We start from the raw sequence: 17,058 nt of genomic DNA, 5'->3' as shown, positions 1-17,058 counted from the left end.
ACCATCACCCGTGCATCGTGCCCCGGCGCACCGACAGGACCGCGTCGCCGTCGGCGACGGTGACGACCGGGGCCACCGGTCCCGCCCCGGCGACGGCGCCCGGGTGGTCGTCGAGGCCGGTGGCGACGTCGGCGACCCACCAGCTCCCGCCGGTGCCGGTCCAGCCCAGCACCCGGGCCGGGGCGTGCGGCGGGGACAGCGTGATCGCGTCCATCGGGCTCGACAGGCCCTCGCCGGTGGCCTTGAGCAGCGCCTCCTTGCGGGTCCAGGTGACCAGGAACCCGGTGCCGTCGGGCGTGGCCGCGGCGAGCTCGGCGGGGGAGAGGGCGTGCCGGACGAGACCGTCGAGGCCGGACAGCGGGCGGTGCGCCTCGACGTCGACGCCGACCGGGCCGGTCCCGACCGCGACGCCGACCAGCGCGCCGGAGTGGGTCAGCGAGAACCCGGGGTCGTCGCCGCGCCCGGCCAGGCGCGGCTTGCCGTGCGGCTCCCCGCAGCGACAGGTCCGGTCCAGGACGAGCGCGGCGGGGTCGGCGTCGAGCCGCTCGGCGAGCACGAGCCGGGCCAGGGCGTGCGCGGCGAGGTAGCGGGCGCGGTCCTCGTGCCTGCGCAGTGCGAGGAGCCGCTCGCGTTCATGGGCGTCCAGCAGCGCGACGAGGTCGGCGCGGTCGCCGGGATCGGCCGGGGCGGCCCACCAGACGGTGACGGTCACGGCGTCCAGCCTTCCACGTCGCTCCCGCGCCGGGCCGCACCGCCGGGAGTGATCACGGATCGGGCACGCGGAGGGTCGCCCGCCGACGTCCCCGGTGCCCGATCCGTGATCGTGCCCGTGCCCTCAGCCGCTGCGGCGGGCGGCGAAGTCCGTGCGGACGTGGGCCGGGCGGGCCTGCGGGGCCGGCCCCGCCGTGCGCGGTGCCGGCGGGCCGCCCGGGGCGCCGGACCGGCCGCGCCTCGCCGCGCGACGCTCGGCGCGGTTGGCGGGGGTGGGCGCCCCGGCGGGACCGGTGTCGGCGGTGGGGACAGGGGTGTGTCGGGTCGTGGGCATACGACCTCCTCGGAGCATCGGGTCGGACTCGGACCGGGTGCGGGGGGCCGGTGACGCGCGGGGACGCCGGAAGGGCCGCACGAGGGCGGCGACGGTTCCGGGCCCGGTGGACGTCACGGGCCGGCGGCGGAGCGCGGAGGTCGACTCCGCGGGCCGCTCAGAGGAACCGGATCAGCATGGCGGCGACGCTACGACGACCGCCCGGGCCGGGGCCACCGGTTTTCCCCGGGGCCGCCGACCTATCGTCGCGGGCATGGAGACGGCGGACGTGCTGGTGGTCGGCGGCGGCATCGCCGGGGTGTCGGTCGCGTGGGAGCTGGCCGCGCACGCCCGCGTCGTGCTGACCGAGGCCGAGCAGGACCTGCCGGTCCACGCCACCGCCCGCTCGGCCGCCACCTACATCCCCGGTCACGGCTCCGGCCCGTTCCGCGCGCTGATCGACGCCTCCGGGCCGCGGTTCGCCGCGCTGCCCGAGCAGCTCGGCACGCCGCCGCTGCTGTCCCCCCGCCCGGTCCTGCACCTCGCCGACGACGAGCAGGCCGCCGACCGCCTCGCCACGACGCTGCGCGAGCAGCACGGCGAGCCCGGCGCCCCGGTCGCCCTGGACCCCGCGCAGGCGTGGCGCCGCGCGCCGGTGCTGCGCCGTGCCCCGCGTGCGGCCGCGTGGACCGCCGGCGCCTGCGACGTCGACACCGCGGCCCTGCACGACGGCTACCGGCGCGGGCTGCGCGCCCGCGGCGGCACCGTGCTGCGCGGCGCCCGGGTGGCCGCGCTGGACCGGGACGGCTCCGGCTGGAGCGCGACGACGACCGGCGGGCACCGGGTGCGGGCGGGAGTGGTCGTCGACGCGGCCGGGGCCTGGGCCGACGCGATGGCGGCGCTGGCCGGCGTACCCGGCGCCGGGCTGACCCCGTACCGGCGCACGATCGCCGCCTGCCCGGTCGGCGACCCGTCGGTGCTCACCGTCGACGGTGCCGTCCTGCCGATGATCGCCGACGCCGCCGAGCGCTGGTACCTCAAGGCCGAGGCGGACGTCGTGCTGGTCTCCCCGGCCGACGAGACCCCGGCCGAGCCGGGCGACGCGCGGCCCGACGAGCTCGACGTCGCCCTCGCCCTGGATCGGGTGGGCTCGGCGACCACGCTCGGGCTGCGGTCGGTCCGGACCGCGTGGGCGGGGCTGCGGACCTTCGCCCCCGACCGCGCCCCGGTGCTGGGCGCGCGACCGGAGCACCCGGGGTTCTTCTTCGTCGCGGGGCAGGGCGGGTCGGGCATCGAGTCCGCCCCGGCACTGGCGGCGCTGGCCGCGTCGGTCGTCCTGGGCCACCCGGCCCCGGCCGACGTCGAGCTCGACCCGGCTGTGTGCTCGGTCACACGGCTGATGTAAGCGGTCGCTTACCCATGGCTGGCACCATGGTCCCCATGGCGCTGACCACCACCGGCACCGAGACGCACGACCTGTTCTCGGGCGACTTCTGGACCGACCCGCACCCCGCCTACGCGGCCCTGCGCACCGAGGAGCCGGTGCGCGAGCTCGCGCTGCCGGACGGGAAGGCGTGGCTGATCAGCCGCTACGCCGACGTCCGTGCGGCGTTCGTCGACCCGCGGCTGAGCAAGGACTGGCGCTGGACGCTCCCCGCCGACCAGCGCGAGGGCCAGCCGGCCGCGCCGATTCCGATGATGATCCTGATGGACCCGCCGGACCACACCCGGCTGCGCAAGCTCGTCGGTCGCTCGTTCACCGTGCGGCGGATGAACGACCTGCAGCCCCGGGTCGAGGAGATCACCCAGGAGCTGCTCGACGCGCTGCCCGCCGAGGGCCCCGTCGACCTCATGCGCCAGTACGCGTTCCTCGTCCCGGTGCTGGTCATCTGCGAGCTGCTGGGGGTGCCCGCCGAGGACCGCGACATGTTCTCGGCGTGGTCGTCGGTGATGGTCGACGACTCCCCGCAGGAGGAGAAGTTCGCCGCGATGGGCAGCCTGAACGGCTACCTCGCCGAGCTGATCGAACGCAAGCGCACCGAGCCCGACGACGCCCTGCTGTCCGGCCTGCTCGCGGTCAGCGACGCCGACGGCGACCGCCTCTCGTCCGAGGAGCTGGTCGCGATGGCGACGCTGCTGCTCATCGCCGGGCACGAGACCACGGTCAACCTGATCGGCAACGGCGTGCTCGCCCTGCTGACCCACCCCGAGCAGCGCGCCCGGCTGCAGGCCGACCCGTCGCTGATCACCTCGGCGGTGGAGGAGTTCCTGCGCTTCGAGTCCCCGGTCGCCAACGCCCCGATGCGGTTCGCCAGCGAGGACGTCGAGTACTCCGGGGTGACCATCCCGGCCGGGTCGACCGTCATGCTCGGCCTCGCCGCGGCGAACCGGGACCCGGAGTGGCTGGCGGACCCGGAGCGGCTCGACATCACCCGGGACTCGTCGTCGGGGGTGTTCTTCGGCCACGGCATCCACTTCTGCCTGGGCGCGCAGCTCGCCCGCACCGAGGGGCGGGTGGCCATCGGCAAGCTCATCGCCCAGCGGCCGGACCTGGCGCTGGCCGTCGACCCGTCCGAGCTCGTGTACCGCGAGTCGACGCTGGTCCGGGGCCTGTCCCGGCTGCCGGTCACGCCGGGCGAGCCCGCCTGAGGGCGCCGCGGCCGGGCGCGACCGAGGGGTGCGCCCGGCGGGCGGTGCCGGACCGGCGGCGGCCGTCGGCGCAGCGGGGCGGTGACGGCGCAGCGGGCGGTGTCAGCGCAGCGGGGCGCCGGTCTTCTCCCGCACCTCGTCGGCGCCGACTCCGGGCGCGGTCTCGACCAGCTCGAGCCCGTCCGGCGTCACGTCGATGACCGCCAGGTCGGTGACGATCTTCGTGACGCAGCCCAGGCCGGTGATCGGCAGCGAGCACCGCTCGACGATCTTGGGGGACCCGTCCTTGGAGACGTGGTCCATCATCACGATCACCGAGCGCGCGCCGTGGACGAGGTCCATCGCCCCGCCCATCCCCTTGATCATCTTGCCGGGGATCGCCCAGTTCGCGAGGTCGCCGTTCGCGGCGACCTCCATCCCGCCCAGGACGGCGACGTCGAGCTTCCCGGCCCGGATCTGGCCGAAGCTCTCCGCGGAGCCGAAGAAGGCGGCGCCGTCGGCGACGGTGACGGTCTCCTTGCCGGCGTTGATGAGGTCGGCGTCGACCTCCTCGTCGGTGGGGTAGGGGCCGACGCCGAGGATCCCGTTCTCCGAGTGCAGGACGACCGTCCGGCCCTCGGGGATGTGTCCGGGCACCAGGGTCGGCATGCCGATGCCGAGGTTGACGTACGCGCCGTCGGGCAGCTCGGCCGCGACCCGGGCGGCCATCTCGTCACGGTTGAGGGCCATGGTCAACGCACCGTCCTGAACTCGACCGGCTTCTCGACGCCGGGGACGTGCAGCACGCGGTGCACGTGGATGCCGGGGGTGTGCACCGCGTCGGGGTCGATCTCCCCGGGCTCGACCAGGTGCTCGACCTGGGCGATCGTGGTCCGCCCGGCCGCGGCGCAGTCCGGGTTGAAGTTGCGCGCCGCGCGCCGGAACACCAGGTTTCCGTGCCGGTCGCCCTTCCAGGCGTGGACCAGCGCGAAGTCCGGGGTGAGGGCGCGCTCGAGGACGTAGGTCACGCCGTCGAACTCGCGGGTCTCCTTCGCCGGGGACTCGACGGCGACCGAGCCGTCGGACGCGTAGCGCCAGGGCAGCCCGCCCTCGGCGACCAGCGTCCCGACCCCGGCCGGGGTGTAGAACGCCGGGATGCCCGCGCCGCCGGCCCGCAGCCGCTCGGCGAGCGTGCCCTGCGGGGTCAGCTCCAGCTCCAGCTCACCGGCCAGGTACTGGCGGGCGAACTCCTTGTTGTTGCCGACGTAGGAGCCGATCGTCCGCCGGATGCGCCCGGCGGCGAGCAGGGTGCCGAGGCCGAAGCCGTCGACGCCCAGGTTGTTCGAGATCGTCTCCAGGTCCGTCGCGCCCTGCTCCAGCAGTGCCGCGATCAGCACCGTCGGAACCCCGGACATGCCGAACCCGCCGACCGCGAGCGACGCCCCGTCGCCGATGTCGGCGACCGCGTCCGCGGCGGATGCCACCACCTTGTCCATCACGCACCTCCGTCGCGGACGACGGTACGCGGCGTACGACAGACGCACAAGCGTTCGCTATGCGAACACACTCGACGGGTCGGGACCCACCCTCCGCGCGCCGAGGTGCAGCTCAGGGGTATCCGAGAGGCCGACCCGGGAGCTCCGAGCTGCATCCCGGTGACGTTCCAGGGGCAGGGGTGCCCTCTCACGGTGTCGAGATGCAGCTCAGCGGGGCCCGAGGGTGCCCCCGCACCCCGCTGAGCTGCATCTCGGCGACCGCCGCCGTCGCGGCGCACCGTCGGTGGGGCGGGCGCGGCGTGGGTCAGGCGGGGGCGGTGTGCGGGTCCCCGACGGCGATCTCCCCGCCTGCGGCGACCTCGGCGTAGACCCCGGCGCACGCCCAGACCCCCCCGACCTGCGGGATCTCGATGCGGTTGTTCTTCGCGATCGTCCGCAGGGTGTCCGGGTCGTCGGGCAGGTCGCCCTGGGGGAGCGTGGTCATGACACAGCGCATGGTGGCGAAGGAGAACGTGATCCGGGCGTCGTCGCCCAGGGCGCTGGTGCTGCCGGGCCAGTCGTTCTCGACGAAGCCCGTCCCCTCGTCGCGCAGCACGATGTTGGGGCGGTAGCGGAGCGGGTCGAAGGTCGCGTCCGGGTTCAGCTCCCGGAGCCGGTCCAGCGTCGACTCGGTGAGCACGTGCAACGACGACAGGTCGAAGAACGTGCCCGGCGCCCCGAACGCGGAGATGTCGAACCGGCTGATGACCTCGCCGGAGTCCTCGTGCCGGGTCGTCGTGTCCTCGATGAGCTTCCGCGGCGCGAGCTGCTGCGGAGTGAGGCCCTCGATGTCGGGCCACAGCTCCTCGAAGTAGCTCCCCTCCGGTGGGACCGAGATCAGCGAGACGTCGCGGCCCAGCGCCGCGGAGAGCGCGGTGTCGAGGCCCTCGTCGTCGCTGCGCAGCACCGAGCCGTCCGGGAAGGTGATCTCCACCGGCGGGGTGGGCTCCCCGACGACCGGCTCGGCCACGAACCGCGCGGAGAAGCTCAACAGTCCCAGCCAGCGCTTGGGCACCTTGGCGCTGGCGATGATGCCGGTCCCGTTGTCGAGCACCGCGTAGGCGCGGTCGCCGAGCAGCCCCCGTTCGGTGATGGTGGCCCGGGTCAGGGACTCCCCGAGCATCGACTTGACCGGATAGCGGTAGAGCGCGGCGACCGTCATGTCCGGTGTATATCGGCCCGTCCGTTCGACGTGCACGGCCCGAACGGACGGGCCCGCGGGAGCGGTCCTCAGCTGAGGACGCGCCTCCGGTCGACGGCCGCAGATGCGCGGCCTCCGGCGCCCGGTTCACCCGGACGTCGCAGCTCAGCGGCCGAGCAGTGCCGCCCGCAGCTCGTCGGCGGTGGCGTACACCGTCGTGGCGCCCGCGGCCTCCAGCTCGCCCGGCTCGGCGTAGCCCCAGCCCGCTCCGGCACAACGGAGGCCGTGCTCGGCGGCGCCCTCGACGTCGTGCAGCCGGTCGCCGACCATCAGCGGCTCGTCCGCGCCCGCGGGGGACCCGAGCCGGCGCAGCGCCTCGGCGACGACGGCGCCCTTGGTCGGCCGGTCCGCGGCGCGGGTGTCACCGACGATCTCGGTGAACAGGTCGGTCCAGCCGTGGTGGGCGAGGATCTTGCGGGCCGAGGTCTCGCCCTTGCTGGTGGCCAGGGCCATCGTCACGCCGGCCGCGGACAGGGCACGCAGCAGCTCCGCGACGCCGGGGTAGGGCGTGCAGTCCAGGCAGCCGTCCTCGTCGCCGTAGAGGCGCCGGTACACCGGCAGCACGGCGGCGGTGCCCTCGTCGCCGAGGATCGGGGGCAGGCTGCGGTAGAGCGGCGGGCCGAGCAGGTGCGTGCCGAGCGCGGACTCGGGGACGTCCAGGCCCACCTCGTCGATAGCGCGGCGCATCGAGCCGAGGATGCCGGGGGCGGAGTCGACGAGGGTGCCGTCGAGGTCGAGCAGGATGTGGGTCAGCACGTCGGGTCATTCTGCCTCCCGGGAGACCCGGCCGTCCCTTCTCCCTGAACGGTCGCAGGTCGTACACTTGTACGCATGGCGAACACACTGCTCGGGCCGCTGTCCGGCACCGACCGGGTCGACGGTCTGCTCGACGACGGCGCGTGGATCGCCGCCCTGCTGGAGGTCGAACTGGCGCTGTCGGCGGTCGCCGCCGAGCAGGGCGCGGTCACCGAGCACGACGCCGACGCGGTGGAACGCGCCGTCGCCGCCGTCGCGGGCGTCGACCCGCACGCGCTGGCCGCCGAGTCGGTCGAGGGCGGCAACCCGGTGATCCCGCTGGTCAAGCGGCTCAAGGCGGCCGCGGCGCGGATCCAGCCCGGCGCCGAGCGCGCGGTGCACCCGGGCGCCACCAGCCAGGACGTCATGGACACCGCGCTGATGCTGCTCACCCGACGGGCCGGGCACCGCGTCGTCGCCGACCTCACCGCCTGCGCCGACGCCGCGGCCGCGCTCGCCGCCACCCACCGCGACACCCCGTGCGCCGCCCGCACCCTCGGCCAGCAGGCGCTGCCCACCACCTTCGGCCTCGTCGCCGCCACCTGGTGCACCGGGCTGGACCGGGCCCGCACCGGCCTCGACCGGGTGCTCACCGCGCTGCCGGTCTCCTACGGTGGCGCCGCGGGCACCCTCGCGGCCGTCCACCCGTTCGGCCCGGCCGTCGCCGACGCGCTGGCCGCGCGGCTCGGCCTCGCCCCGCAGGGCGTGCCGTGGCACACCGAACGCAGCCGCATCGGCGAGCTCGCCGGGGCGCTCGGCGTCGCCGCCGGGGCCTGCGCCAAGCCCGCGGGCGACGTCGTGCTGCTGTCCGCCACCGAGCTCGGCGAGGTGTCGGAGTCCGCGCCGGGGGACTCGTCGTCGATGCCGCACAAGCGCAACCCGGCCGCGGCCGTCACCGCCCGTGGCGCCGCGAAGCGCGCCCCCGGCCTGGTCGCGACGCTGCTCGCCGGCGCCGAGCAGGAGTTCCAGCGTGCCGCCGGGGCCTGGCACGCGGAATGGGAGACGCTCGTCGCGCTGCTGCGGGTCACCGCGGGCGCCGCGGCCCGGCTGCGGGTGAGCCTGGAGGGGCTGCAGGTGCACCCCGAGGCGATGGCCCGCAACCTCGACCTCGCCGCGGGCACCCAGGGCCACGGCACCGGGCACGCCGCCGACCTGGTCGACACCGTCCTCGCCGGGCGGCCGGCGTGAGCACCCCGGAGGACCTGGGCGCCCCGCGCACCGAGCAGGTCCGCTCGCTGGCCAGGGGGCTGGCCGTCATCCGGTCCTTCGACGCGCAGCGCCCGCAGCAGACCCTCGCCGACGTCGCCCGTGCCACCGGGCTCACCCGCGCCGCGGCGCGCCGGTTCCTGCTCACCCTGGCCGAGGAGGGCTACGTCCGCACCGACGGCAGGCTGTTCACCCTCACCCCGCGGGTGCTCGAGCTCGGCTGGTCCTACCTGTCCGCGATGGGCCTGCCCGAGATCGCGGCCCCGCACCTGGAGCGCCTGGTCGCCACGGTGCGCGAGTCCGCGTCGGTGTCGGTCCTCGACGGCGACCCGCACACCGGCTACGACGTCGTCTACGTCGCCCGCGTCCCCACCTCGCGGATCATGACCGTCACCATCACCATCGGGACCCGCTTCCCGGCCTGGGCGACGTCGATGGGCCGCGTCCTGCTCGCCGCGCTCCCGCCCGCGACCCTCGACTCCTACCTCGGCGCGCTGGAGCCCGCGGCACTGACCGCGCACACCGTCTCGACGCCCGGGCAGCTGCGCACCGAGCTGGACCGGGTCCGCACCGACGGGCACTGCGTCGTCGACCAGGAGCTGGAGGCCGGGCTGCGCTCGGTCGCGGTGCCCGTCCACGACCGCGCCGGGAGGGTCGTCGCGGCCGCGAACGTCTCCACCCACGCCTCCCGCAACGACGCCGACGGCCTGCGCGCCGACATCCTGCCCGAGCTGCGCGCCTGCGCCGCCGCGATCGAGGCGGACCTGCGCGCCGCCGGGTGACCGGGAACAGACCGCGCCCGCGGTGGGTTGGCCCTCCCAGGAGCTGATCACGAGCGACGGAGGCACGGTGAGCGGACGTCTGCACCTGGCGGTCGAACTCGGAGCGGCGGGGCGTCACCCCGGCGCGTGGCGGCTCGGCGGCGCCGACCCGGCCCGGCTGTTCACCGCCCCGTACCACCTGGACCTGGCCCGCACCGCGGCGCGCGGCGGCCTCGACCTCGTCGCGCTGCCCGACTCGCTGCAGCCGCCCGGGGCCGACCCGGCCGCACTGCCCGGCACCCTCGACGCCGTCGCCGTCGCCGCGCGGGTCGCGCCCGCCGTCCCCGGTATCGGGATCGTGCCGACGGTGACGGTCACCCACACCGAGCCGTTCCACCTGTCCAAGGCCGTCGCCACCCTGGACTTCGTGTCCACCGGGCGGGCCGGCTGGCAGCCCGACGTGTCGCGCACGCAGGCCGAGGCCGACCTGTTCGGCCGTGCGCGCGCCGACCGCGACGCGGCCTCGCTCTGGCGGGAGGCCGGCGAGGCGATCGAGGTCGCCGCCCGGCTGTGGGACTCCTGGGAGGACGACGCCGAGATCCGCGACGCCGCCACCGGCCGCTTCGTCGACCGCGACCGGCTCCACCACATCGACTTCACCGGCGAGTTCTTCTCCGTGACCGGACCGTCGATCACCCCGCGCCCGCCGCAGGGGCAGCCCCTGACCGTGCTGCGCGGCGACGAGACCGAGGCGCTGGCGACCGTGGGCCGCTACGCCGACGTCGTCCGGGTCGCGGCCGACACGGTCGCCGGTGCCGCCGAGGCCCGGGACCGGGTGCGTGCCGCCGTCGCCGACGCCGGGCGCCACCCCGACCAGGTCACCGTGCTGCTCGACGTCGAGACCCTGCTGGGCGACGACGCCGCCGCGCGGCTGCGCGAGCTCGACGCACTCGCCCCCGCCGACGCCGACACCGTCCCGGCGACGCTGCGCCACGTCGGCGACCCGGCCGCGCTCGCCGCCCTGCTGCGCGACGCCGCCGAGGAGCGCGCCGCCGACGGGTTCGTCCTTGTCCCGCTGGCGCTGCCGTCCGGGGTGGACGAGATCGTGGACGGCCTGCTGCCCGCACTCGGCGACGCCTGGACGCCCGCCCCCTACGACGGCACCCTGCGCGACCGCTTCGGGCTCGCCCGCCCCGCGGACCGGTACACCCCGACGGCGGGCTGACCGGCACACTCGCCGGGTGCGCGTCCTCACCGCCGACGACCGGCTGCGGGCCCTGCTCGCCCGCCAGCTCCTCACCGGGCGAGCCGCCCTGACGGTGCCGCGCGCCCTGGAGCGCATCGGTGGGCTGCAGACCCAGCACGCCCCGTCGGGCTACCTCGGGCTCTGGTCGCGGCTCATCGGCTTCGAGCGGTCCGCACTGACCGCGATGCTGCACGACGGACGCGTCGTACAGGCCTGGGCGATGCGCTCGACCATCCACATGCTCAGCCGCCGCGACCACCGGGTGTTCACCGCCGCCGTCCGCGCCGAGCAGCGCGCGGACTGGCTGCGGCTGTCCCGCGACGTCACCGACGCCGACATGACCGCCGCCGCACGCGTCGTCGGCGGGCTGCTGGCCGACGGGCCGCGCCGGCACGCCGAGATCACCGCCGCACTCGCCGACGCGGGCCTGCCCGCGGGTGTCTTCCCCGGCGTGCAGCACTGGGTCGGGCTCGTGCGGATCCCGCCCGCCGGCACCTGGGCGACCCCGCGCGCCCACGTCTACGGCCTGGCCGCGCCCGGCCCGGAGCCCGGCCCCGCCGCGGCACGGGCCGCGCTGGCCCGCCGCTACCTGCGGGCCTTCGGGCCCGCGTCCGCGCCGGACGTCGCGCGGTTCGCCGGCTGGCCGGTCCGCGTCGCCCGCGCAGCCCTGGCGGGGGAGGACCTGCGCCCGTTCGCGGCCGAGGACGGCACCGCGCTGCTCGACGTGCCGCGCGCCCCGCTGCCCGGGCCCGGCGCCCCGCTGCCGGTGCGCTTCCTCGGCCCCTACGACGCGGTGCTGCTGCTCGGGCACGCCGCGGCCACCGGGATCGTGCCCGCCGAGCACCGCCACCACGTGTTCGCCACGACCCGGCCCCGCTCGGCGCCGGTGTTCCTGCTGCACGGCCGGGTCGCCGGCACCTGGGAGCACCGCGACGGCCGCGTCGCCACCACCCCGTTCACCCCGCTCGACGCCGCCGACCGGCGCGCCGTCGACGACGAGGCCGAGCTGCTCACCGCCTGGTACCGGGACCCGGGGCCGGGAGCGTCCCCGGGGTGACGCACGATGGGATCATGACCGGCACGACGCAGCCGAAGCCGACCAGGCCCGCACCGGGCACCCGGGAGCGGCTGCGGCGCGCGCCGGTCGAGTCGGGTCTCGGGATGGCTCCCGACCCGTCGTCGACCCCGGAGCGCGTGGTGGTGCGCGCCCCGCTGCACGACGGCGTCCGCACCGCCGACGGCCGGGTCCTCCCGGTGCTCCCGGCGCTGCTGGCCGACGCGGGCCTCGGCTACCTCGTCTTCTCCACGGCGCGGCTCACCGGAGGCGCGCCCACCGTCGACCTGCGCCTGGACGCGGCCGGGGTCCCCGCACCGGACGCGCGGTGGCTGCGCGCCGAGCTGATGCTGCTGCACCTCGACGACGAGGTCGGCGTCGGCCGGGCCGAGATGCGCGACGACACCGGGGTCGCCGTCGCGCACGTCGTCGCCACCTTCGCGCTGACCGGTGCCCCCGCGGGCCCCGGCGGGCTCGCGACCGCGCCCGCGACGGGGACCACCGCCGCCGGCACCGACGCCCGGGCCGCGCTGCCGCCGTTCGACGCCACCCGGCTGCGGACCGAGCACCTCGAGCGCGACGCCGACGGCGACGTCGTGTTCACCCCCGGCCCGTCGACGACGAACCTCAACGGCACCACCCACGGCGCGGTCCTGTCCGGGCTCACCGCCGCGGTCCAGTCCGCGCACCCCGGCGCCGCGGACGCCCGGCCGTTGTCCACGACGGTGGAGTTCCTGCGTCCGGTGCAGGTCACCGACCGGCTGCGGGCCCGCACCGTCGCGATCCGCGACGGCCGCCGGTTCCGCACCCTGGGCACGGAGCTGCTGCTGCCCGACGGGCGGACCGCGGTGCGCGCCGTCGGCACCGCGCTGCGCCGATGATCGCCCGGACGGGTCGTCGCTGTTAGCGTCGTCACCGTCCCCGGCTCGGAGGTGCGCACGTGTCGACCCCGCAGGTCCCCGCCCCACGACCCCACCGGATCGCCGTCATCGGGTCCGGACCGTCCGGTCTGTACACGGCCGAGGCGCTGCTGGCGGGTGACCCGTCGGTGCACGTCGACGTGATCGACCGGCTGCCCGCGCCCTACGGTCTGGTCCGCTACGGCGTCGCCCCCGACCACGTGAAGATGAAGTCGGTCATCCGCGCGCTGGTGCGGACCTTCGACGACAGCGACCGTGTCCGGTTCCTCGGCAACGTCCACGTCGGCCCCGGCGGCATCCCGGGGGAGGCGCTGCGGGAGCACTACCACGCCGTCGTGCACGCGACGGGCAGCGCGGTCGACCGCGACCTCGGCGTCCCGGGGGAGGACCTCGCGGGCTCGGTCGGGTCCGGCGCGTTCGTGTCCTGGTACTGCGGGCACCCCGACGCGGTCGGTCCCGGCCCGCTGCTCGACCGCCCCGGCGTGGTCGTGGTCGGCGCGGGGAACGTCGCCGTCGACGTCGCGCGGGTCCTGGCCCGCCCCGCCGACGACCTCGCCGCCACCGACGCGCACGACGCGGTGCTCGACGCGCTGCGGGCGAGCGCGGTCACCGACGTGCACGTACTGGTCCGGCGCGACCCGCTGCACGTGAAGTTCACCCCCGCCGAGCTGCGCGGTCTCGGCGGCCTCGACGACGTCGACGTCGTGGTGCACGACGACGGCCTGCTCGCCGCGGGCGTGGCCGAGCCGGAGGAACGCCGGATGCGCCAGAACATCGAGATGCTCACCGAATGGGCCCGCCGGTCCTCCACCGGCGCGCCCCGGCGGATCCACCTGCGGTTCCTGCGGTCCCCGGTCCGGCTCGTCGACGACGGCACCGGCCGGGTCGGCGCCGTCGAGATCGAACGCAACGCCCTTGGCGACGACGGCCGGGTGCGTGGCACGGGGGAGCGGGAGACCCTGGACGCGGGCCTGGTCGTGCGGGCCATCGGCTACGCGGGCGAGCCCATCGAGGGGCTGCCGTTCGACGCGGCCACCGGCACCGTCCCGCACGACGCAGGACGGGTGCTGCTCGGCGGGGAGCCGGTGCGCGGCAGCTACGTGGCCGGGTGGATCAAGCGGGGCCCGACCGGCGTGATCGGCACCAACAAGGGCGACGGCGCGCAGACCGCGGAGTCGGTGCTGGCCGACCTGCCGACCCTGTCGACGCCGCCGCGGCCGGGCGGCGACGCCGTCGTCGAGCGGATGCGCTCCTACGGCGTCGACCCCGTGCTGTGGGAGGACTGGCTGCGTCTCGACGCCGCCGAGCTCGCCCTGGGGGAGAGGCGCGGCGGCACCGACCGGGTCAAGATCGCGGACCGGGCGGAGATGCTGGACGCCGCCCGCCGCCACAGCTCGCGGTCGTAGCGGCCGGTTCCCGCACGGCCGCCGTACGGCTCAGTACGGGTCGACCGCCATGACGCAGGACATCGCGCCCATGCCGCGGGAGAAGTCGTCGGCCTCGTCGGGGGTCATCGACATGGTGCAGGTGACCGAGCTGTAGGCGACGCCCTCACGGACGTCGACGCAGAACTCGCGCAGCGTGCGGCCGCAGCTCTGCAGCGCCGAGGCGATCTGCATGACCCCGGCCATCCCGTCGCCGGTGACGACGGTGTGCCTGCGGGGCATCCGGGACGCGATGTCCGCGGCGCCACCGGAACCGGTGGGGAAGGAGAAGGTGGTGGTGGGACGGTCGGCGGTGATGCTCATGATCGTGTGGCTCCATGCGTTGCGCGAGAGAGAAGCGGGAACGCGAGCCAGGTCTCGTGGATCCTCACCGCGGTGTGCGGGAGGAAAGCGCCGGGATTGCGGCGCGGGCGCGTCGGCGGCCTGGATCAGCCGACGCGCAGTGCTACTACCGCGAGAAGTCGTGCGGGCAGCGCTGCGGCCGGAGCAAGGGTGTGCTCGACGGTGCGCATGACGATCACAGTAGCAACCGGATGCGGCCTGCGCCACAGGGGATGCCCCCACTAGCCTCATCGGTGTCCGCCACGCCCTGACCCGAGGGGGAGCCCCACCGTGATCACCGCGATCGTCCTGGTGCACACCGCCGCCGACCGGATCCCCGAGACCGCGCAGGCCATCGCGGACCTCGACGGCGTCTCGGAGGTCTACTCCTGCGCCGGTGACGTGGACCTGATCGCGATCGTCAAGGTGCGCGAGCACGAGCAGCTCGCCGACGTGATCGCCAACCGGCTCAGCCGGATCGACGGCGTCGTCGGGACCGACACCCACATCGCGTTCCGGTCCTACTCCAAGGCCGACACCGACGCCGCGTTCGCCATCGGGCTCGACTGAGCCCGGCCCCCGCGGGTCAGGCCGACGCGAGCTCGGTCGAGAGCGCGGCCCAGCGGGCCAGCAGGTCCGCGGCCGCACCGGAGTCCACCGCCTCGGCGACGGCGTCGAGCGCCGCCCCGACCGACGCGGTGAGGTCCGCACCGACCCCGCGGTGCGCGGCGAGCGCCCCGGCGGCGTTGAGCAGCACGGCGTCGCGCACCGGTCCGGTCTTGCCTGCCACCAGGTCGCGGACGACGGCGGCGTTGACCTGCCGGGTGCCGCCGCGCAGGTCCTCGGCGGTGGCCACGCCGACCCCGAGGTCGGCCGGGTCGAGCCGCTCCTCGCGGACGGTGCCGCCGTCGCTGATCCAGACGGTGCTGCGCCCGGTGGTGGTCAGCTCGTCGAGCCCGTCGTCGCCGCGCACCACCAGTACCGACTTGCCGCGCCGGGCGAAGACCTCGGCCATCGTCGCGGCGTGCCGGGGGTCGGCGCAGCCGATCAGGCCGGTCTCCGGCTGGGCCGGGTTGGACAGCGGCCCGAGCAGGTTCATCGCGGTCGGGACGCCGAGCTCGCGACGGACACCGCCGGCGTAGCGCATGGCGGGGTGGAAGGACTGCGCGAAGCAGAACGCGATCCCCAGCTCCGCGGCGCACCGCTCGACCGCGGACGGGGTCAGCTCGATCGCGACGCCCAGCTCCTCCAGCACGTCGGCCGTCCCGCACTGCGACGACGCCGCGCGCCCGCCGTGCTTGACCACCGGCGCACCCGCCGCCGCGACGACGATCGCCGCCATCGTGGAGATGTTCACCGTGTGCGCCTGGTCCCCGCCGGTGCCGACGACGTCGACCGAGCGCCCGGGCACGTGCACCCGCAGCGCGTGGGCCAGCATCGCGTCGGCCATGCCCGAGATCTCCGCGGGCGTCTCGCCCTTCGCGCGCAGCGCCACGAGGAACCCGGCGAGCTGCGCCGGGGTCGCGTCGCCGGCGAAGACCTGACCCATCGCCCAGGTCGCCTCGTCGGCGGTGACGTCCTCGCCGCGCATCAGGCGGCCGATCACGGAGGGCCAGGTGGGTGCGCTCACGACGTGAGGTGTCCTCTGTCTCGCTACTGCTGCGGGGTCAGGGTGCCGGGCCGGTGGTCGCGCAGGACCTGCGCGACGACCTCGGCCGCCTCGATCGGGTCGAGCGGGTGCACGAGCACGGCGTCCGCCTCCGACCAGGTGGCGAGCCAGCGGTCGTCCCGGCGGCGGACGGTCAGCACGATCGGGGGGCAGTCGACGATCTCGTGACGCAGCTGCTTGGCCACGCCCATCCCACCGGTCGGCTGCGCCTCGCCGTCGAGGACCAGCAGGTCGGCCTCACCGGCGTCGCAGGCCGCGAGGACCTCGGCGATGCCGGCCGCCTCCACCCAGCGCACCCGGCCCACGTCCGGAGCGGGCCGCCGCCCGACCGCCTCGATGATGCTCTCGCGGACCTCGGGACGGTGGCTGTAGACCAGCACCGTGCTGGTCCCCGTCACCGATCCGGCCGCGCTGCCGATCTCTGCCGCTCGTCCGCTCACGCCGGGGATACTAGGGGAACCCTCCGTCGCCCCCGAACGTTGTCGTGCCGGCGGTCCGGGACGGGGCCGTCCGGCGGCCCCCCGGTCGCCCCGACCAGGCGAAGAGTTCGGTGATCATGGGGTCCGTTCGCCGATCGTGATGTGGCGAGGGGTATCCCGACAAGCCGTAGAAGTTCGGCTCGGGTCATAATGCCCGACGTGACGACAGCGGCACCCAACATCAGCGCGCGGATCCATTCGCTGAACCGCCCCAACCTGGTCAGCATCGGCACCATCGTCTGGCTCTCCAGCGAGCTGATGTTCTTCGCCGGGCTGTTCGCGATGTACTTCACCGCGCGGGCGCAGAACGACGGCCCCTGGCCGCCGCCGCCCACCGAGCTCGACGTCCCCTACGCGCTCGCGATCACGATCGTGCTCGTGGCGTCCTCGTTCACCTGCCAGTTCGGCGTGTTCGCCGCCGAGCGTGGTGACGTGTTCGGCCTGCGTCGCTGGTACGCCCTGACGCTGGCGATGGGGACGTTCTTCGTGCTGGGCCAGGCCTTCGAGTACTACACCCTGGTCACCTCGCACGAGACGACGATCGCGTCGAGCGCCTACGGGTCGGTCTTCTACCTGGCGACCGGCTTCCACGGGCTGCACGTGGTCGGCGGCCTGGTCGCGTTCGTGTACCTGATCATCCGCACGAAGCTCAGCAAGTTCACGCCCGCCCAGGCCACCGCGGCGATCGTGGTGTCGTACTACTGGCACTTCGTCGACGTGGTGTGGATCGGGCTGTTCGCCACGATCTACTTCATCCGCTGACCGATCGCGCCG

Annotated in this window: 19 protein-coding genes; 10 read left to right on the top strand and 9 right to left on the bottom strand. The window is 75.5% G+C overall.

Annotated features, from left to right (window positions below):
- Positions 1-4 precede the first annotated feature (4 nt).
- Both MTO91_RS17990 and MTO91_RS17985 read right to left on the bottom strand, forming a co-directional pair.
- Complete coding sequence (locus tag MTO91_RS17990; protein WP_476651999.1) at positions 5-712, bottom strand: 4'-phosphopantetheinyl transferase family protein; 708 nt, start codon at positions 710-712, stop codon at positions 5-7.
- A 123-nt stretch (positions 713-835) separates the two neighbouring features.
- Positions 836-1,045, bottom strand: a complete 210-nt coding sequence (locus MTO91_RS17985; protein WP_224402030.1) for a hypothetical protein — start codon at positions 1,043-1,045, stop codon at positions 836-838.
- Positions 1,046-1,298: 253 nt separating this feature from the next.
- Between MTO91_RS17985 and MTO91_RS17980 the strand changes: the two genes are divergently transcribed.
- The gene (locus MTO91_RS17980) at positions 1,299-2,429 is read left to right on the top strand and encodes an NAD(P)/FAD-dependent oxidoreductase (protein WP_476651997.1); all 1,131 of its coding nucleotides are present in this window, start codon (positions 1,299-1,301) and stop codon (positions 2,427-2,429) included.
- A gap of 35 nt (positions 2,430-2,464) precedes the next feature.
- Positions 2,465-3,673 carry a cytochrome P450 family protein gene (locus MTO91_RS17975; protein WP_476651995.1) on the top strand — a complete coding sequence of 403 codons (1,209 nt, stop codon included), beginning with the start codon at positions 2,465-2,467 and terminating at the stop codon, positions 3,671-3,673.
- A gap of 102 nt (positions 3,674-3,775) precedes the next feature.
- On the opposite strand, the gene MTO91_RS17970 is transcribed toward MTO91_RS17975, so the two are convergent.
- The 4 genes from MTO91_RS17970 to MTO91_RS17955 form a co-directional block, all read right to left on the bottom strand.
- Positions 3,776-4,402 (bottom strand): 3-oxoacid CoA-transferase subunit B, encoded by a 627-nt coding sequence (locus tag MTO91_RS17970; RefSeq protein WP_178372860.1) that lies wholly within the window; start codon positions 4,400-4,402, stop codon positions 3,776-3,778.
- Positions 4,403-4,404: 2 nt separating this feature from the next.
- Positions 4,405-5,148, bottom strand: a complete 744-nt coding sequence (locus tag MTO91_RS17965; RefSeq protein WP_062396104.1) for a CoA transferase subunit A — start codon at positions 5,146-5,148, stop codon at positions 4,405-4,407.
- A 304-nt stretch (positions 5,149-5,452) separates the two neighbouring features.
- Positions 5,453-6,349, bottom strand: a complete 897-nt coding sequence (locus MTO91_RS17960; RefSeq protein ID WP_251785151.1) for an MOSC domain-containing protein — start codon at positions 6,347-6,349, stop codon at positions 5,453-5,455.
- Between the two features lie 144 nt (positions 6,350-6,493).
- On the bottom strand, positions 6,494-7,144 hold the full coding sequence (locus tag MTO91_RS17955) for an HAD hydrolase-like protein (protein WP_405416314.1): 651 nt from the start codon (positions 7,142-7,144) through the stop codon (positions 6,494-6,496).
- A 75-nt stretch (positions 7,145-7,219) separates the two neighbouring features.
- On the opposite strand from MTO91_RS17955, the gene MTO91_RS17950 reads away from it, so the two are divergent.
- The 6 genes from MTO91_RS17950 (at position 7,220) to MTO91_RS17925 (ending at position 13,776) form a co-directional block, all read left to right on the top strand.
- Positions 7,220-8,371, top strand: a complete 1,152-nt coding sequence (locus MTO91_RS17950; protein ID WP_476651994.1) for a lyase family protein — start codon at positions 7,220-7,222, stop codon at positions 8,369-8,371.
- Complete coding sequence (locus tag MTO91_RS17945; RefSeq protein WP_476651992.1) at positions 8,368-9,171, top strand: IclR family transcriptional regulator domain-containing protein; 804 nt, start codon at positions 8,368-8,370, stop codon at positions 9,169-9,171. Before MTO91_RS17950 ends, MTO91_RS17945 begins: the two co-directional genes overlap by 4 nt.
- A gap of 67 nt (positions 9,172-9,238) precedes the next feature.
- Positions 9,239-10,375, top strand: a complete 1,137-nt coding sequence (locus MTO91_RS17940) for an LLM class flavin-dependent oxidoreductase (RefSeq protein WP_357461166.1) — start codon at positions 9,239-9,241, stop codon at positions 10,373-10,375.
- A 16-nt stretch (positions 10,376-10,391) separates the two neighbouring features.
- A complete protein-coding gene (locus MTO91_RS17935) occupies positions 10,392-11,453 on the top strand; it encodes a winged helix DNA-binding domain-containing protein (protein WP_476651990.1) in 1,062 nt (353 codons plus the stop codon).
- Positions 11,454-11,467: 14 nt separating this feature from the next.
- Positions 11,468-12,331 carry a PaaI family thioesterase gene (locus MTO91_RS17930; RefSeq protein WP_476651988.1) on the top strand — a complete coding sequence of 288 codons (864 nt, stop codon included), beginning with the start codon at positions 11,468-11,470 and terminating at the stop codon, positions 12,329-12,331.
- A gap of 59 nt (positions 12,332-12,390) precedes the next feature.
- Complete coding sequence (locus tag MTO91_RS17925) at positions 12,391-13,776, top strand: FAD-dependent oxidoreductase (protein WP_476651986.1); 1,386 nt, start codon at positions 12,391-12,393, stop codon at positions 13,774-13,776.
- 30 nt (positions 13,777-13,806) lie between these two features.
- Here MTO91_RS17925 and MTO91_RS17920 read toward each other — a convergent pair whose 3' ends face one another.
- Positions 13,807-14,118, bottom strand: coding sequence for a hypothetical protein (locus MTO91_RS17920; protein WP_062396096.1), 312 nt, complete (start codon positions 14,116-14,118; stop codon positions 13,807-13,809).
- Positions 14,119-14,427: 309 nt separating this feature from the next.
- Here MTO91_RS17920 and MTO91_RS17915 point away from each other — a divergent pair, with 309 nt between their 5' ends.
- Positions 14,428-14,706 carry an Lrp/AsnC family transcriptional regulator gene (locus MTO91_RS17915; RefSeq protein ID WP_476651985.1) on the top strand — a complete coding sequence of 93 codons (279 nt, stop codon included), beginning with the start codon at positions 14,428-14,430 and terminating at the stop codon, positions 14,704-14,706.
- Positions 14,707-14,722: 16 nt separating this feature from the next.
- Here MTO91_RS17915 and trpD read toward each other — a convergent pair whose 3' ends face one another.
- A complete protein-coding gene (gene trpD, locus MTO91_RS17910) occupies positions 14,723-15,766 on the bottom strand; it encodes an anthranilate phosphoribosyltransferase (RefSeq protein ID WP_251785143.1) in 1,044 nt (347 codons plus the stop codon).
- A gap of 23 nt (positions 15,767-15,789) precedes the next feature.
- The gene (locus MTO91_RS17905) at positions 15,790-16,185 is read right to left on the bottom strand and encodes a response regulator transcription factor (protein WP_373324244.1); all 396 of its coding nucleotides are present in this window, start codon (positions 16,183-16,185) and stop codon (positions 15,790-15,792) included.
- A gap of 249 nt (positions 16,186-16,434) precedes the next feature.
- Here MTO91_RS17905 and ctaE point away from each other — a divergent pair, with 249 nt between their 5' ends.
- Positions 16,435-17,046, top strand: coding sequence for an aa3-type cytochrome oxidase subunit III (ctaE, locus tag MTO91_RS17900; protein ID WP_062396094.1), 612 nt, complete (start codon positions 16,435-16,437; stop codon positions 17,044-17,046).
- Positions 17,047-17,058: the final 12 nt, after the last annotated feature.

The sequence above is a fragment of the Pseudonocardia sp. 2-7 genome (assembly GCF_056341085.1).
This window is presented reverse-complemented; position numbering and strand designations above follow the sequence as displayed.

Coding starts and splice junctions, on each gene's coding strand:
- MTO91_RS17970 (WP_178372860.1), bottom strand. CDS start 4,402: ATGGCCCTCAACCGTGACGAGATGGCCGCCCGGGTCGCGGCCGAGCTG.
- MTO91_RS17975 (WP_476651995.1), top strand. CDS start 2,465: ATGGCGCTGACCACCACCGGCACCGAGACGCACGACCTGTTCTCGGGC.
- MTO91_RS17930 (WP_476651988.1), top strand. CDS start 11,468: ATGACCGGCACGACGCAGCCGAAGCCGACCAGGCCCGCACCGGGCACC.
- MTO91_RS17960 (WP_251785151.1), bottom strand. CDS start 6,349: ATGACGGTCGCCGCGCTCTACCGCTATCCGGTCAAGTCGATGCTCGGG.
- ctaE (WP_062396094.1), top strand. CDS start 16,435: ATGCCCGACGTGACGACAGCGGCACCCAACATCAGCGCGCGGATCCAT.
- MTO91_RS17950 (WP_476651994.1), top strand. CDS start 7,220: ATGGCGAACACACTGCTCGGGCCGCTGTCCGGCACCGACCGGGTCGAC.
- MTO91_RS17985 (WP_224402030.1), bottom strand. CDS start 1,045: ATGCCCACGACCCGACACACCCCTGTCCCCACCGCCGACACCGGTCCC.
- MTO91_RS17965 (WP_062396104.1), bottom strand. CDS start 5,148: ATGGACAAGGTGGTGGCATCCGCCGCGGACGCGGTCGCCGACATCGGC.
- MTO91_RS17980 (WP_476651997.1), top strand. CDS start 1,299: ATGGAGACGGCGGACGTGCTGGTGGTCGGCGGCGGCATCGCCGGGGTG.
- MTO91_RS17920 (WP_062396096.1), bottom strand. CDS start 14,118: ATGAGCATCACCGCCGACCGTCCCACCACCACCTTCTCCTTCCCCACC.